Here is a 15,774-nt window from a genome sequence, read left to right on the forward strand (position 1 = left end):
TTGAATAATGAAATGTAGGTCAGCATCCAAAAGACGACAAGGCAAGCGTATTATGTCAAGTATTCTTGAGTCAGTTAACAAACGAACCCAGTTAGTTGGGGCCAATCGGTTAGAGCTTCTACTTTTTAAGCTTAACGGTCGCCAAAGGTTTGGAATCAACGTGTTCAAAGTTAAAGAGGTACTCCAATGCCCACCTCTTACAAGTTTACCTAAACTAAATCCTTTCGTAAAAGGTGTTGCTCATATTCGCGGGGCAACTATTTCGGTTATCGATTTGAGTGCGGCAACGGGTGGTCGCCCTATCGAGAATATCGATGGTTGCTTTATTATTATCTCTGAGTACAACCGAAGTATTCAGGGCTTTCTTGTCAGATCAGTTGAACGTATCATTAATATGAACTGGGAGGCGATTATGCCGCCTCCAGAGGGCTCTGGAAAATACTCCTATCTAACGGCTGTTACTGAGATTGAAGGAGAATTGGTTGAGATCCTAGATGTTGAAAAGATTCTCGACGAGATCTCACCAGTTAAGACTGAAATTAGTCAGGAACTTAGTGAGAGTCTAACCATAGATAAAGAACAGTATTTCCATATTATGGTGATAGATGATTCTGCAGTGGCTCGAAAGCAGATTATTCGTGCGCTTGAAGCATTGGGGTTGCAAATTGATACAGCCATTGATGGTAAAGATGCACTGAATAAACTAACCAAGATGGCTGAAGAGATGGATGATGTGTCAAAAGAGATCCCATTAATTATCTCTGATATTGAGATGCCTGAAATGGATGGGTATACCCTAACTGCGGAGATAAGGGATAATCCGAAATTAAAAGATATTAAAATTGTGCTGCATACTTCATTGAGTGGAGTTTTTAATCAGGCTATGGTAGAAAAAGTTGGTGCAGATGATTTTATTGCAAAATTCAACCCTGATGAACTTGCAGCAGCAGTGAATAAGCACTTGAGTTTATAATGATTGTTGTGCGCTGTTTTATATTAAGCTTGTTTCTTTTTTACTGCTAATGTATAAACCAGCGCTCTGTACGATTAAATGCTGTAATAGCCTATTTTACTGATATTAGGACACCAAGGTGCCAAACAAATCACTTGCTGAAACTGAATACACACAATTTAGGTTATTTCTGGAACAACACAGTGGAATTGTGTTGGGTGATAATAAGCAGTATCTAGTGCGTAGTCGCCTAGCACCTTTGATGGGGCAATATAATCTTCCTTCGTTGTCAGAAGTTGTAAAGCATTCCATGAGACCTACGGAGCGACAGTTACGAGCTTCTGTGATCGATGCCATGACTACAAATGAAACCTTATGGTTTAGAGACAGGTATCCATTTGAGTTGTTATCTAATAAATTGTTACCTGAATACAGTCGACTTGGACGACCTCTAAAGATTTGGTCTGCTGCATGTTCATCAGGTCAAGAGCCATACTCTTTGGCTATGACTATTCTTGAGTACCAACAAAAGAAACCTGGCAGTCTACCTGGCAACGCATCTATTTTGGCAACCGACCTTTCACCGTCGATGTTGGATCGCTGTAAGCATGCAGAATATGACAATCTAGCCTTAGGAAGAGGTTTGTCTGATGAGCGTAAACGTCAATTTTTTGCGGCTACCAATAACGGCACTATGGTGATCAATGATAATGTTAAGCGCCTGGTAAATTTCAGAGCTCACAATCTGCTTGAAAGTTATACCTTGCTGGGTAAATTTGACATTATCTTTTGTCGTAATGTACTTATCTACTTTTCTCCTGAGGCAAAAGCGAAAATATTGCGGCAATTTGCTGCCGCTTTAAACCCCAAAGGGATACTCTTTCTTGGCGCATCTGAGTCAATTGCCGGTTTAACGGAAGAGTTTGATATGGTTCGCTGTAACCCCGGCATCTATTATCAGAAGAAAACGTAATTGCAGGTGCGAGGACGCTCGTTAATAAGTTGGTTACGAGGGCGTTCTCAGGATTAATTTATAACATCAATACGATAAACTAGGGGTGTAGTATCTTCTAGGATACTCTCAATCTCGCTGCGAGATGCCAACATCTTGGCTACGGGTACGTTCACCAGCTCACTTCAAGCAAAATCAACCAAAGGAATTGAGTTGGACAGAGTCCATCTCAATTTGTTTCTCCTAGCTGGCGACTTTTCCGTCGCCCAGTGAGCTGTCTAGCAACATCCTCGAATCTTCCTCCCTTTTTTGGCACAACTATTGCTACATTATTGTCAACAAGTTCAGGAGGCAATTTTATGGCGATTAATTTTGATAAGGCGTTAGGAGTTCACCAATACACTCTTGGGATCCGTGCCCAACGTGCAGAGGTCATCTCTTCTAATATCGCTAATGCCGACACTCCTCACTATAAAGCCCGTGATGTTGATTTCGATAAGGCTCTGCAAGCCGCAACGAGCCGTCAACGTGGTCTTGTTATGACGGGTAATGACGGCAAACATTTTGATCTAGCCGCCCTCTCTGAGCAACATTATGGCTATAGAGTGCCAAATCAGCCTGATACTGGTGATGGAAATACGGTCGATATTCAGCAAGAGCAATCAGAATTTATGCAGAATGCACTTGAGTATCAAATGTCTCTAGGATTTTTAGACAGTAGATTTTCTGGGCTTAAAAAAGCCTTGAGAGGTGATTAATTATGAGCTTATTTAATATCTTTAATGTCTCGGGTTCTGGGATGTCTGCTCAGTCGGTAAGGTTAAATACTACAGCCAGTAATATTGCGAATGCAGATTCTGTCTCCAGTAGTATTGATGCAACCTATCGTGCTCGACACCCTATTTTTGAGGCCGAAATGGCCAAAGCCAGCCACCAGCAACAGTCTTCTCAATCTGTTGTAGTAAAAGGCATTGTTGAGAGTGATGCGCCTTTGCAGAAGGAGTTTTCTCCCAATCATCCAATGGCTGATAATGATGGTTTTATTTATAAACCGAATGTGAATGTGATGGAGGAGATGGCCGACATGATATCTGCATCTCGTTCCTATCAAATGAATGTCCAGGTAGCTGAAGCGGCGAAGTCAATGCTTCAGCAAACTCTCAGAATTGGCAAATAGAAGGAGGTAATCAGTGAGCCTCATTAATCCGTTAAATAGTGCGCAAACGTTAGGTGGAACTTCGCAGACATCAAATCAGTCTGTGGCGCCAGCAAAACAAACAGCATCGGCGGTTCAAGCTGCTACAACTCAAAGTGCTGAGCAGACTTCAACAACAGGTAATCCTTTTATTGATGCGATTCGTCTTCCTGATGAATCATCGACCCCAGAGCCAAATAATCAAGAGTTGACTCAGGAGGATTTCTTTTCATTACTGAGTCAACAGCTGTCGATGCAGGACCCTTTTAAGCCCGTCGATAACGACCAGATGATTGCACAAATGGCTTCGTTTTCGACAGTGGATGGCATTAATAATCTCAATGATGAAATTATTAATCTGAATACTGTTATGACGTCAAGCCAAGCGCTGCAAGCTTCAGGTCTCGTCGGGCAAAAAGTACTAATTCCATCAGATACAGGTAATGTCTCAGCTGAAGGTCGAGAGATCAAAGGGATTATCAGTACTCCTGAAACAATCGAAAGTATCACAGTGCGTGTCGAGGATGATACCGGTCAGTTGATTAAGACTTTTACTGTTGATGGCAGTGCGGGGGGAAATATCGATGTCAGTTGGGATGGACTGAATAAAAATGGTGAACCAGTAGCCGATGGCAATTACTCCATCAAAGCTTCCGGTAAGGTTGATGGTAAGAGTGAAGAACTGGCCGTTTCAACTTATGCCCATGTCACCAGCGTTTCATTAGGTACGGCCAGTACTGGTGCCATCCTTAATTTACGTGGGGTTGGCGGGATTAAGATTGGTGATGTCTTAGCTGTCTCTGAAAGCTAATTAGAAATGAATTTAAATCGAGGTGAATTATGTCGTTTAACATAGCATTGAGTGGTATTTCCGCTGCCCAGAAAGACTTAAATACTACAGCGAATAACATCGCTAACGTTAACAGCATCGGTTTTAAAGAATCTAGAGCTGAGTTTGCTGATGTTTACGCAAACTCAATTTTTGCTAATGGTAAAACTGCGGTTGGTGGTGGTGCTACGACGAGTCAGGTTGCTCAGCAGTTTCATCAAGGTAGTTTACAATTTACCAATAATGCCTTAGACATGGCGATCAATGGTGGCGGTTTCTTTGTCACATCTAGTGGATTGGATTCACAAGACCACACCTTTACTCGCGCAGGGGCTTTTAAGGTCGACTCCAATAACTACTTGGTTGACTCTCAAGGTAATTTCTTGCAAACGTTCGGTGTAGATAAAGATGGGAATTCGACTTCTGTGAGCTTAACCACAACGAGTCCCGTTATTATTCCAGATTCGGCAGGTAGTCCAAAGAAAACAGATGGAATAGGCATACAGATGAATCTAAATGCGGCAGATTCAACATTAGATCCCGCTGCATTTGATCCCAATGACCGTGATACTTATAACAATTCGACAGCGGTGACTATGTATGACTCTCTAGGTGAGCCTCATGTTATGACAACCTATTTTGTTCGTCCACCTCAAGCGGCATACACGGGTGCAAGCCACTGGGTCGCATTTTATGCCGTTGATGGTAAACAAGTTGATTTGGCCGGTGCCGCAGGTACGTACCAGACCGATGCTAACAGTGATGGAACTGCTGACGGTACAGGCACTGCGACAAATGCTGGTGGCTGGAAAGGTTCGGTAATGACCTATAATGATACCGGTGCTTATACTGGAAGCGATCCCGCTGTTATCTTAACTGAAGAGTTAGGTGTTAATGGTGCTGGTGTTTTAGGTCCTGGAGCCGATGGTACACAGAGTTTGACGGTTAAATTCAATAATCCGACTCAATATTCGTCTACTTTTGAAGTGACTGAATTAACTCAAGATGGCACCACCGTGGGTCGTTTGACTAATGTTGAAGTGGGCGCCGATGGCCTGATTAATGCCAGTTATAGTAATGGTTCCACAGTACCGCTAGCCCGAGTTGCTCTGGCTCGCTTTGCTAATGAACAAGGTTTGACTCAAGTGGGAAACACCTCTTGGAAGGCCAGTTTAGATTCAGGTATTGCACTCGCAGGTGAAGCAAACAGTGGTACATTTGGCAGTATACGTTCGTCAGCACTTGAGCAGTCAAATGTAGACTTGACGACTGAGCTGGTGGATCTTATCTCTGCCCAACGAAATTTTCAGGCTAACTCGAGAACGTTGGAAGTAAACAATACGCTGCAGCAGACGATACTTCAGATCCGTTAATCGCTGAGAAGAACAAGCCGTGGCTTAAAAGCTAAGGCGAATACGACTAGCGGTTACGGAACGCTTCGCTCACAGTAAAGTCAAAAGTAATGCCGTACATTTAAAGCAAAATCAAATAATTGATTTTGCTTTTTTATTAGTCTTAAGTTTTTACCGTAAGCGCCAGCGTTCCGTCATCTGTTGACTCTTTATCTTAGCCTGCGAGACTTTCTAATTGGCACGTAATTTGCTCTATATTATTTAATATAGAGAATTAAGTGAAAGATTGACGGAGGAGCGGATGGACAAATTACTCTACGTCGCGATGAGCGGCGCTAAGCAGAATATGAATTCGCTTGCGGTTCGTGCGAACAACTTAGCCAATGCCAATACTGATGGTTTTAAAGCCAGTATGGCACAAGCCCGTTCGATGCAAGCCTTTGGTGAAGGTTTGCCAACCCGAGTATTTGCAATGACAGAGAGCCCATCGGCAGATTTTTCTTCTGGTCCGATTAAGACGACTGGACGGGATCTTGATATTGCCGTTAATGGCAGTGGTTGGATTGCTGTGCAAGGTGCCGACGGGGGTGAAGCATATACTCGTTCCGGGAGTTTAAGTTTTGATACCTCTGGTTTATTACGTAACGACAGAGGAAACCCAGTAATGGGGGATTCCGGTCCTATCGTACTACCGCTTCCTATTGAGAAAGTTGAAATAGCTCAAGATGGCATTATTTCGGTAAGGCCATTAGGGGCAACAGCTGAAGTGATTGAAGAGGTGGGTCGAATTAAGTTAGTTAACCCAGGCGATCAAAACATGATGAGAGGTGCTGATGGTCTATTCAGACAGATGTCAGGAGAGATAGCACCCGCAGATCCATTTGTTAGTGTTGAAAGTGGCGCTGTTGAAGGCAGTAATGTGAATGCTGTCGATGAGATGGTGTCTTTGATTAGTATACAACGTCAATTTGAGATGCAAGTCAAAATGATGAAAACTGCTGAAGAGATGGACCAAGCATCAGCTTCGTTAATGCGCATTAGCTAGGAGATATATTATGCATCCGGCGTTATGGATAAGTAAGACTGGGTTAGATGCCCAGCAAACAGACATTTCAGTGATCTCCAATAATGTGGCTAATGCCAGTACCGTTGGCTATAAAAAAAGTCGTGCTGTTTTTGAAGACCTCTTATATCAAACCGTCAATCAGGCTGGCGGTGTGAGCGCATCAAATACTAAGCTGCCTAACGGTCTTAATATTGGTGCGGGGACAAAAGTGGTTGCCACGCAAAAAGTGTTTACTCAAGGCAACATGCTCACCACTGATAACTCTTTAGATTTGATGGTTGAAGGGCCTGGTTTTTTTGACATCCAGTTACCAGATGGGACCGCAGCTTATACCCGAAATGGACAATTTACCTTAGATGATACGGGGCAAATAGTGACTTCTGGTTCCGGTTACGTGGTTCAGCCCTCAATTACAATTCCGGATAATGCAACAGGTATTACGGTTTCTGCTGAGGGTGAAGTTTCAGTTAAAACGCCGGGTACTGCAGAGAGTCAGGTGGTTGGTCAGTTAACTATGTCCGACTTTATTAATCCAAGTGGATTAGATCCTATGGGTCAGAATTTATATACTGAAACGGGAGCCAGTGGCACACCCATTCAGGGAACTGCCTCGTTAGATGGTATGGGAGCCATTCGTCAGGGAGCATTGGAAACATCGAATGTTAATGTGACCGAAGAACTGGTGAACTTGATAGAGAGTCAACGTATTTATGAGATGAACTCTAAGGTTATCTCTGCTGTCGATCAAATGCTGTCATATGTTAATCAAAACTTGTAGAGGCATCGACATGAATAAGTTATTGCTTTGGGGCATATTGATAATATTGTTTATGCCAGCATTAGTAGGCTGTAGTTCAACGGGGAGAAAACCCATTGCAGACGACCCTTATTATGCCCCGGTTTACCCAGAGGCTCCACCGACTAAAATTGCGGCAACAGGTTCAATGTACCAGGACAGTCGAGCATCTAGCCTCTATTCAGATATTAAAGCCTTGAAGGTGGGTGATATCATTACGGTGATCCTAATGGAGCAGACTCAAGCAAAGAAAAGTGCTAACAATGAGATTAAAAAAGGCACGGACTTAAGTTTGGATCCTATCTATGCAGGTGGTGGTAATATTACGATTGGTGGGCAACCTATCGATTTGAAATATTCAGACAGTATGAACACTAAACGGCAATCTGATGCAGATCAAAGTAATAGCTTATCTGGCAGTATCTCCGCAAATGTAATGCAGGTATTGAATAATGGCAATTTAGTCATTCGTGGCGAAAAATGGATAAGCATTAATAACGGTGATGAGTTTGTACGCCTTACTGGTGTTGTTCGTTCACAGGATATACGTCCAGATAATACTATCGACTCTCCACGCGTCGCCAATGCACGGATCCAGTACAGTGGAACGGGGACCTTTGCCGAGGTTCAAAAAGTGGGCTGGTTAAGCTCTTTCTTTATGGGCAGTTGGTGGCCTTTCTAAGGGGAATGAAAATGAAACTTAAACTATTTTATCTATTTGTTTTGCTGTTAGTTTCAGGTACTAGTCAAGCACAGAGGATAAAGGATATTGCCAATGTCCAAGGTGTGAGAACGAACCAATTGATAGGTTATGGCTTAGTTGTCGGTTTGCCTGGAACTGGCGAGAAAACAACTTACACAGAACAAACCTTTAAAACTATGCTGAAAAATTTCGGCATTAATTTGCCGGATAACCTAAGGCCAAAAATTAAAAATGTTGCCGTGGTCGCGGTTAGTGCTGAAATGCCCGCATTTATTAAACCAGGTCAAACTCTTGACGTTACGGTTTCAAGTTTAGGAGAGGCGAAAAGTTTGCGAGGAGGCACATTACTGCAAACTTTCCTCAAAGGGGTTGACGGCAATGTGTATGCCATTGCGCAGGGAAGTATGGTTGTCAGTGGCTTTAGTGCTGAGGGGTTGGACGGGTCTAAAGTAATTCAAAATACACCGACAGTGGGTCGTATTCCTAACGGTGGAATTGTGGAAAGAACCGTGATCACACCATTTTCAACGGGTGATCACCTCACATTTAACCTGCGCCGTGCAGACTTTTCGACGGCGAAGAGATTAGCCGATGCCATTAATGAACTGCTTGGTCCAGGAATGGCGAGGCCTCTGGATGCCGCATCAGTTCAAGTCAGTGCACCAAGGGATGTTTCACAACGTGTTTCCTTTCTTGCCACTCTTGAGAATATTCAAGTAGAACCCGCCACTGAATCGGCAAAAGTGATCGTAAACTCGCGTACAGGCACGATAGTTGTCGGTAAAGGTGTTCGTTTGCTGCCTGCGGCGGTGACTCACGGTGGTCTGACGGTGACGATTGCTGAAGCCACTCAGGTTTCGCAACCCAATCCTCTGGCTGGCGGGCAAACAGTGGTGACGGCTAATAGTACTGTGGATGTCGAAGAGGAAGACAGCCGTATGTTTATGTTCAATCCCGGTACGACTCTCGATGAGTTGGTCAGGGCGGTTAATTTGGTCGGAGCTGCACCATCGGATGTGCTCGCGATATTAGAAGCATTGAAAGTTGCCGGAGCCTTACATGGCGAGCTCATTATAATCTAATCTTAATTAGAATCATTATCTTCCAATCTAAAGGCTTAGTTTATCGACTAGGCCTTTAATGTTTCTGAAGGAGAGATTTTAAGAACATTAACAGGACGAGAATTATCTTAGATAACTGGTATGTCTTTTGCATTATGTAGTTATAAACGTCTATTTATTGTCGCAATAGCTGGAATACATTATGGAAAAGCTGTCAAATTCTTCTCACTTTTTGGACCTTGGAGGTCTAGATTCCCTTAGAGCTAAAGCCCAAAAAAATGATAAGGCAGCTTTGAAAGAGGTCGCTCAACAGTTTGAAGGTATTTTTGTACAGATGCTAATGAAAAGTATGCGTGAAGCTAATGCTGCTTTTGAATCTGACAGCCCAATGAATAGTCAGTACACCAAGTTTTATGAACAGATGCATGATCAACAGATGTCTTTGAATCTCTCGGATAAAGGGATGTTAGGGCTCGCAGATTTGATGATACAGCAGCTTTCTCCAGAGACCAGCAAGGTTACTCCTTCATCGGTATTACGTAATGATGGCAATCTTGGTGGCGGTATTGAGCAGACGATGGTGATGAGTCGTGTTGCAAGATCTGAGTCTCAATCCAGCCCACAATCTGAGTCCCATAAGAAAGCGGCAAGTGATCCGCTACAAACTGTCTTATCAGGCAAACAATTGCCGTCAGAGGTGCCATATTCGAATATGACATTCAATGACCGCAATGACTTTGTGGCTCAACTTTATCCCCATGCCCAAAAAGCTGCTGCTGCATTGGGAACTCAAGCCGAAGTACTCATCGCTCAATCTGCGTTGGAGACAGGCTGGGGCCAGAAGATGGTGAAACGACCCAGCGGCGATTCAAGCAATAATTTATTTAACATCAAGGCTGATAATCGTTGGCAGGGAAATAAAGCCGCAGTCAAAACGTTAGAGTTCGACCAAGGGATCGCTGTACAACAAAGAGCTGATTTTCGTGTGTACGATAATATTAAACAAAGTTTTGATGACTTTGTGAGCTTCATCTCTGAAGGACCTCGCTATCAAGAGGCAATGAAGAAAGCAGCCAATCCAAATGAATTTATAAAGGCGTTACAAGATGCTGGTTATGCCACTGATCCGAAATATGCAGACAAGGTGATGAAGGTAATGAAGTCGCTTTCTTCAGAGATACAAGCAGTTTTACCTAGGGAAGCACAATGAAAACTCTGTTTATCATTATCCAGCAGCTTAGGAGTGCCAAGTAATGGGTATGGATCTTCTTAATATCGCACGGACCGGTGTGTTGGCTGCTCAGTCTCAACTAGCAGTGACCAGTAATAATATTACTAACGCCAATACTCAAGGCTATCACAGGCAAGTCGCAGAACAATCCAGTCTAGATAATCAACAACTTGGTGGCAATTTCTATGGTGCTGGAACCTACATCTCTGATGTTAAACGTATTTATAACGATTATGCAGCCAGAGAGCTGAGAATAGGTCAAACCAGTGTTAGTGGGGCTCAGACCTCTCAAGTTAAGTTAAATGAGTTGGATCAACTATTTTCACAAATTGGTAAGTCTGTTCCTCAAGGTCTTAATGATCTATTTGCTGGATTAAATAGTTTAGCGGATCTTCCTGATGATCTTGGGATCAGAGGGAGCGTATTAGGTTCGGCAAATCAGCTTGCCAGTGGTTTGAATCAGATGCAATCTCATTTAGATGGCCAGATGAAACAAACTAATGATCAGATCTCTGGTATCACCGACCGTATTAATGAGATCGGTAAAGAGTTAGGTCATATAAATCAGGAGTTAATGAAGTCCCAAGGCGAGGACATGAGCTTACTAGACAAACAAGATGCTTTGATTCAGGAGTTGAGTCAGTACTCACAAGTTAACGTGATCCCTTTAGATACCGGGGCAAAAAGCGTCATGTTAGGGGGGGCTGTGATGTTAGTCTCCGGTGAAGTGTCTATGTCAATCGGGACAACTGTGGGTGATCCATATCCTGGAGAGTTGAGAGTGACGAGTTCTGCAGGTTCGGCGACCATGGTGATTGACCCTACACAGATGGGTGGTCAGCTTGGTGCTTTATTTGAGTTTCGTGATGATACGTTAGTACAAGCTCAACTTGAAATAGGCCAACTTGCTTTAGGTGTCGCGGATGCATTTAATCAAGCCCAGTCTCAAGGGTTTGATCTCTCAGGTGCGCTGGGTAAAAATATCTTTACTGATATTAATGACCCTAGTATGTCAGTTGGCCGTGTCGGTGGGTTTGGTACCAATACAGGGAATGTAAACCTTAGGGTTAACATTGATGATACTTCCGCATTAAACGGGTCAAGTTATGATCTGACTTTTACCACTCCTGCAACATACGAGCTTAAAGATACGAGCACAGGTGTCGTCACGCCGCTGATTTTAAATGGCACTCAACTTGATGGTGGTGATGGTTTTTCGATTCACATCGATTCAGGTGCGTTTGCCGATGGTGATAAATTTGAAATTCGCCCTTCGGCGGGGGCTGCAGCAGGTATAAAAGTTGAGATGACCGATCCGAAAGGGATCGCCGCTGCCGGCCCGAATATTACTGTCGGAGCCGCTAACTCTGGAAATACTCAGGTTGAAATTGTCAGCATAGATAGAAATAACGCCAATCTTCCTCTGACTGGATCTGAGCTGACGTATCAGATAGACCCAGTCGGCAATACTTTTACCGTATTCGATGCATCCGGTACGTTAGTGAGTGCTGCAGCGCCTTATACACCACCGACAATCACCAGTAATGGTTTTAGTTTCAATGTTAACACTACATCCACATCTACAGAGAGTTTCACATTTGATTTCGCTTTTGCCGAAGGGGATAACAGCAATGCTGTGGCAATGGCCAAACTTAGTGAAGCTAAATTGATGAACACTGGTGGCTCTAATACTAGTGGCTCAACATTAGCTGATGTATATGAAGGCACTAAATTAGTTATCGGCGGTAAAGCCAAGGCCGCATCGGTAGCCGTTGGATCGGCCGAAGCTGTGTTTTCTCAAGCTTACAATCGAGTCCAGAGTGAGTCAGGAGTTAACCTTGATGAAGAAGCTGGCAACTTAATTCGATTTCAACAAGCTTATCAAGCGTCAGCAAGAATCATGACCACAGCTTCAGAGATTTTCGACACTTTATTTAATTCAGTTCGATAGGGGAGGAGAATATGAGAATTTCAACTTCACAGATGTTTAACCAAACTATCAATAGCGTGTTAGATAAGCAAACGTCTACGAGTAAGATTTTAGATCAGCTTTCGAGTGGTAAAAGAGTTAATACAGCGGGGGATGATCCTGTTGCCTCCCTTGGTATCGATAATCTGAATCAGCAAAATGCCTTAGTCGATCAATTTATGAAAAATATCGACTATGCCAATAATCGTCTTAGTTTGAGTGAAAGTAAACTGGGCACTGCTGAAACATTAGTGGCTTCAACACGAGAGCAAGTGATCCGTGCAATCAATGGTGGTATGTCGACTTCAGAGCGGCAAATGATTGCCGATGAGTTGCGTGGCACTTTAGAAGAGCTTCTTGCTGTAGCGAATACTAGAGATGAATCAGGTAATTATATTTTTGGTGGTAATCAAACTGGTCAGCAGCCTTTTGCTTTTGATAACGCAGGAGATATCGTATACAGCGGTGACAATGGAGCACGTCAATCCGTTATTGCGTCTGGAGTGACGGTCGCGACAAACATTCCTGGTGACACGGCATTTATGAATGCACCTAGTGGACTGGGAGATTACAGCGCCAATTATCTGGCTAGTCAAGTGGGTGATTTTTCAGTAGATAGTGCAAAAATCACCAGTCAAGCTACTTATGTTGAAGATACTTATACCTTCACTATGGTTGGAGCAAATCTTGAAGTTAGGGATTCAAGTTCTGCTTTAGTGACGACGGAAGTCGGTTTCGATCCTGCTAATCCAGTCTCTTTCAATGGTATGGAAGTGAAGTTAGATGGCTTGCCAGCGAATGGCGATAGCTTTTCAATTACGCCTCAATCAGAGGTGAGTATTTTTGACACCATAAATCAAGCGATTGCCTTAATCGAAGATGCAAATAAAGTGAATACACCGCAAGGTGTATCTGAGTTGGCACAGATATTGAATAATATTGATAGTGGTGTCAATCAATTAAGTATTGCTCGAAGCGAAACAGGGAACAGCCTAAAAAGCTTAGACAGTTACAGTACGCAACATGTAGAGGAAAAGTTAGTGAATAGCTCGACTCTCTCTATGTTGGAAGACCTTGATTACGCATCGGCGATTACGGAGTTTGAGAAACAGCAGTTGGCTTTAAATGCAGTTTCAAGTGTGTTTAGCAAAGTAGGGTCTGTTTCACTGTTCGATTATATATAGACCTCAATATTGAACCTATAAATCAATTTAATTTAGCCAAGGTGCAATCTTGGCCTTGTACTAAAAGAGGAAGTCAAAATGGCTATTACAGTTAATACGAATGTGACATCATTGAAAGCGCAGAAAAACCTGAATACATCCAGTAGTAATCTAGCTACGTCAATGGAACGTTTATCCAGTGGGTTGAAGATTAACAGTGCAAAAGATGATGCGGCAGGTCTTGCTATTTCAAACCGTCTAAACTCCCAAGTTCGTGGTTTGGAAGTAGGCATGCGAAACGCTAACGATGCAATCTCTATTGCACAAATTGCTGAAGGCGCGATGCAAGAGCAAACTAATATGCTTCAGCGCATGCGTGATTTGACCATTCAGTCTGAAAACGGTGCAAACAGTACAGACGATTTAGTCGCGCTAAAGGCTGAAATGGATCAATTGGTGACAGAAATTGATAATATCGGAACCAGTACGGCTTTTGGTAATACAAAGCTGATGCAAGGTGGTTTTTCAGCGGGCAAAAATTTCCAGGTTGGTCATCAAGATGGTGAAGATGTCAAAATTACTGTTAAGAAGACAGATAAGACCACACTTTCCGTTGCCGCACTCAATAATGCCACGTCAGCAAACCGTGCATCGTCATTAGCTGCCATCGATAAAGCCATTAAAACCATCGATACTCAACGAGCTGATCTTGGTGCGGTGCAGAATCGTTTAGCACATAACATCAGCAACAGTGCCAACACCCAAGCTAACGTTGCCGATGCCAAAAGTCGTATTGTAGATGTCGATTTCGCTAAAGAAACAGCGACGATGACGAAAAACCAGGTACTGCAACAAACGGGTTCAGCGATGCTTGCTCAGGCGAACCAACTGCCACAGGTAGCACTTTCTCTTTTAGGGTAACGTGGCATACCATAAAGCGACTCGCATATGTAAGTATGGAGTCGCTTTTAGTTATCTGTTTTATCAATTATTTCTTCTGTTCATTTGTTATGATTTATTTTATTTTTACTTTTTTATCAAAAAAGATTAAAGATAAAAAATCCTCTGCCGTTAAATATACTGTAACCCAAATGCTCCGCCTGGCTAAGAAGACAGGCAACGTTTCAAGCCAGGTATAAAGAGGAAACAAATTATGGCTATTACAGTAAATACGAACGTCACATCACTGAAAGCACAGAAAAACCTTAATAGTTCTAGTGGTAATTTAGCCACCTCTATGGAGCGTTTATCAAGCGGCTTACGTATTAACAGCGCAAAAGATGATGCGGCAGGTCTAGCGATTTCAAACCGTCTTAATAGTCAAGTTCGTGGCCTCGAAGTCGGTATGCGTAACGCAAATGATGCAATCTCAATTGCTCAAATTGCAGAAGGCGCGATGCAAGAACAGACTAACATGCTACAACGTATGCGTGACTTGACTGTTCAGGCTGAAAACGGTGCAAACAGTACAGATGATATTGCAGCATTAAAAGCTGAAATGGATCAGCTTGTAAATGAAATCAATGATATTGGTACTAATACCGCTTTTGGTAATACCAAATTGATGACTGGTGGTTTCTCTGCGGGTAAAAATTTCCAGGTTGGTCACCAAGATGGTGAAGATATTAAAATTACCGTTAAGAAAACGGATAAAGTTTCATTGTCAGTTGGGGCTCTTGTTCTAGCAACGTCGGCTAACCGAGCTTCAGCTCTAGGTGCTATAGATAAAGCCATTAAGACCATTGATACTCAACGTGGTGACTTAGGTGCGATTCAAAACCGTCTTGCTCATAACATCAGTAACAGTGCAAATACTCAGGCAAACGTAGCCGATGCTAAGAGCCGAATTGTAGATGTGGATTTTGCAAAAGAGACGTCTGCAATGACCAAGAATCAGGTATTGCAACAAACAGGCTCAGCTATGCTAGCTCAGGCTAACCAGTTACCTCAAGTTGCTCTATCACTACTATAATATTAACTAAAGATTAGTTGATGATATAGTTGAAAGGGAGGTTCGGTTACGGATCTCCCTTTGTTCTTTTTAGGACAGTGAAGTTATTTGGTGAGAGGAGAATATAGTTATGGATATCAATTTTACAAACTCATCCAGCACTGCAACGGCTAAAATAGAAGTCGCTACTGCGCCAGTAAAATCGACGGCTGCAGAGAGTACTGAGTTGGAGCGCCGCGCAACGATTCAAGCGGTGGAGGAGACTGAAAAGGATACTGAAGTTCAGTCAAAAAGCAGTCAAGCTGAAATGCAGCAATTGGTCGAAGATCTCTCTGATATGATGTCAGTGATGCGTAAAGGTTTAGCGTTTAAAATCGACGAGAGTTCAGGTAAGAATATTGTCAGCGTTATGGACGTTGAGTCTGGTGATATCATTAGACAAATCCCTAATGAAGAAGCGTTGAAATTAGCACAGAAGTTGTCTGAAGTAACGGGTCTTCTGATGAAGACTGAAGCGTAAATAGTCAGTTTTAACATTATAGATTTATGAGGTA

At 42.9% G+C, this 15,774-nt stretch carries 16 protein-coding genes; all 16 read left to right on the top strand.

The features are described 5' to 3' along the window. Positions 1–52 precede the first annotated feature (52 nt). The 16 genes from HWQ47_RS09160 to HWQ47_RS09235 all read left to right on the top strand — a co-directional run bounded on the left by HWQ47_RS09160 (position 53) and on the right by HWQ47_RS09235 (position 15,740). Positions 53–973, top strand: coding sequence for a chemotaxis protein CheV (locus HWQ47_RS09160; RefSeq protein WP_269970832.1), 921 nt, complete (start codon positions 53–55; stop codon positions 971–973). Between the two features lie 118 nt (positions 974–1,091). Continuing rightward, the gene (locus HWQ47_RS09165; protein ID WP_269970833.1) at positions 1,092–1,925 is read left to right on the top strand and encodes a CheR family methyltransferase; all 834 of its coding nucleotides are present in this window, start codon (positions 1,092–1,094) and stop codon (positions 1,923–1,925) included. A gap of 338 nt (positions 1,926–2,263) precedes the next feature. Then, positions 2,264–2,662, top strand: a complete 399-nt coding sequence (gene flgB, locus HWQ47_RS09170) for a flagellar basal body rod protein FlgB (RefSeq protein WP_269970834.1) — start codon at positions 2,264–2,266, stop codon at positions 2,660–2,662. 2 nt (positions 2,663–2,664) lie between these two features. Beyond that, on the top strand, positions 2,665–3,081 hold the full coding sequence (flgC, locus tag HWQ47_RS09175; RefSeq protein WP_269970835.1) for a flagellar basal body rod protein FlgC: 417 nt from the start codon (positions 2,665–2,667) through the stop codon (positions 3,079–3,081). A 13-nt stretch (positions 3,082–3,094) separates the two neighbouring features. Then, positions 3,095–3,910 (top strand): flagellar hook assembly protein FlgD, encoded by an 816-nt coding sequence (gene flgD / locus HWQ47_RS09180; protein ID WP_269970836.1) that lies wholly within the window; start codon positions 3,095–3,097, stop codon positions 3,908–3,910. Positions 3,911–3,939: 29 nt separating this feature from the next. After that, positions 3,940–5,301, top strand: coding sequence for a flagellar hook protein FlgE (gene flgE / locus HWQ47_RS09185; RefSeq protein WP_269970837.1), 1,362 nt, complete (start codon positions 3,940–3,942; stop codon positions 5,299–5,301). A 280-nt stretch (positions 5,302–5,581) separates the two neighbouring features. Next, positions 5,582–6,325 carry a flagellar basal-body rod protein FlgF gene (flgF, locus tag HWQ47_RS09190; RefSeq protein WP_269970838.1) on the top strand — a complete coding sequence of 248 codons (744 nt, stop codon included), beginning with the start codon at positions 5,582–5,584 and terminating at the stop codon, positions 6,323–6,325. Between the two features lie 10 nt (positions 6,326–6,335). Further along, a complete protein-coding gene (gene flgG / locus HWQ47_RS09195) occupies positions 6,336–7,124 on the top strand; it encodes a flagellar basal-body rod protein FlgG (protein ID WP_269970839.1) in 789 nt (262 codons plus the stop codon). A gap of 10 nt (positions 7,125–7,134) precedes the next feature. Continuing rightward, entirely contained in the window at positions 7,135–7,824 is a 690-nt protein-coding gene (flgH, locus tag HWQ47_RS09200; protein WP_269970840.1) for a flagellar basal body L-ring protein FlgH, read from the top strand. A gap of 11 nt (positions 7,825–7,835) precedes the next feature. Next, a complete protein-coding gene (locus tag HWQ47_RS09205) occupies positions 7,836–8,927 on the top strand; it encodes a flagellar basal body P-ring protein FlgI (protein ID WP_269970841.1) in 1,092 nt (363 codons plus the stop codon). A gap of 181 nt (positions 8,928–9,108) precedes the next feature. Next, positions 9,109–10,116, top strand: a complete 1,008-nt coding sequence (flgJ, locus tag HWQ47_RS09210; RefSeq protein WP_269970842.1) for a flagellar assembly peptidoglycan hydrolase FlgJ — start codon at positions 9,109–9,111, stop codon at positions 10,114–10,116. Between the two features lie 43 nt (positions 10,117–10,159). Next, a complete protein-coding gene (gene flgK / locus HWQ47_RS09215) occupies positions 10,160–12,088 on the top strand; it encodes a flagellar hook-associated protein FlgK (RefSeq protein WP_269970843.1) in 1,929 nt (642 codons plus the stop codon). 11 nt (positions 12,089–12,099) lie between these two features. Further along, a complete protein-coding gene (gene flgL, locus HWQ47_RS09220) occupies positions 12,100–13,290 on the top strand; it encodes a flagellar hook-associated protein FlgL (RefSeq protein ID WP_269970844.1) in 1,191 nt (396 codons plus the stop codon). 78 nt (positions 13,291–13,368) lie between these two features. Further along, positions 13,369–14,190, top strand: coding sequence for a flagellin N-terminal helical domain-containing protein (locus HWQ47_RS09225; protein WP_269970845.1), 822 nt, complete (start codon positions 13,369–13,371; stop codon positions 14,188–14,190). 232 nt (positions 14,191–14,422) lie between these two features. Further along, on the top strand, positions 14,423–15,241 hold the full coding sequence (locus tag HWQ47_RS09230; RefSeq protein WP_269970846.1) for a flagellin N-terminal helical domain-containing protein: 819 nt from the start codon (positions 14,423–14,425) through the stop codon (positions 15,239–15,241). A 109-nt stretch (positions 15,242–15,350) separates the two neighbouring features. Beyond that, a complete protein-coding gene (locus HWQ47_RS09235; protein ID WP_269970847.1) occupies positions 15,351–15,740 on the top strand; it encodes a flagellar protein FlaG in 390 nt (129 codons plus the stop codon). Positions 15,741–15,774: the final 34 nt, after the last annotated feature.

It is taken from the genome of Shewanella sp. MTB7, from assembly GCF_027571385.1.
Taxonomy (GTDB): domain Bacteria; phylum Pseudomonadota; class Gammaproteobacteria; order Enterobacterales; family Shewanellaceae; genus Shewanella.

What these genes read in the sequence shown, in the direction of transcription:
- HWQ47_RS09160 (WP_269970832.1), top strand. Translation starts at nt 53, where the DNA reads ATGTCAAGTATTCTTGAGTCAGTTAACAAACGAACCCAGTTAGTTGGG.
- flgB (WP_269970834.1), top strand. Translation starts at nt 2,264, where the DNA reads ATGGCGATTAATTTTGATAAGGCGTTAGGAGTTCACCAATACACTCTT.
- flgC (WP_269970835.1), top strand. Translation starts at nt 2,665, where the DNA reads ATGAGCTTATTTAATATCTTTAATGTCTCGGGTTCTGGGATGTCTGCT.
- flgE (WP_269970837.1), top strand. Translation starts at nt 3,940, where the DNA reads ATGTCGTTTAACATAGCATTGAGTGGTATTTCCGCTGCCCAGAAAGAC.
- flgF (WP_269970838.1), top strand. Translation starts at nt 5,582, where the DNA reads ATGGACAAATTACTCTACGTCGCGATGAGCGGCGCTAAGCAGAATATG.
- flgG (WP_269970839.1), top strand. Translation starts at nt 6,336, where the DNA reads ATGCATCCGGCGTTATGGATAAGTAAGACTGGGTTAGATGCCCAGCAA.
- flgH (WP_269970840.1), top strand. Translation starts at nt 7,135, where the DNA reads ATGAATAAGTTATTGCTTTGGGGCATATTGATAATATTGTTTATGCCA.
- HWQ47_RS09205 (WP_269970841.1), top strand. Translation starts at nt 7,836, where the DNA reads ATGAAACTTAAACTATTTTATCTATTTGTTTTGCTGTTAGTTTCAGGT.
- flgJ (WP_269970842.1), top strand. Translation starts at nt 9,109, where the DNA reads ATGGAAAAGCTGTCAAATTCTTCTCACTTTTTGGACCTTGGAGGTCTA.
- flgK (WP_269970843.1), top strand. Translation starts at nt 10,160, where the DNA reads ATGGGTATGGATCTTCTTAATATCGCACGGACCGGTGTGTTGGCTGCT.
- flgL (WP_269970844.1), top strand. Translation starts at nt 12,100, where the DNA reads ATGAGAATTTCAACTTCACAGATGTTTAACCAAACTATCAATAGCGTG.
- HWQ47_RS09225 (WP_269970845.1), top strand. Translation starts at nt 13,369, where the DNA reads ATGGCTATTACAGTTAATACGAATGTGACATCATTGAAAGCGCAGAAA.
- HWQ47_RS09230 (WP_269970846.1), top strand. Translation starts at nt 14,423, where the DNA reads ATGGCTATTACAGTAAATACGAACGTCACATCACTGAAAGCACAGAAA.
- HWQ47_RS09235 (WP_269970847.1), top strand. Translation starts at nt 15,351, where the DNA reads ATGGATATCAATTTTACAAACTCATCCAGCACTGCAACGGCTAAAATA.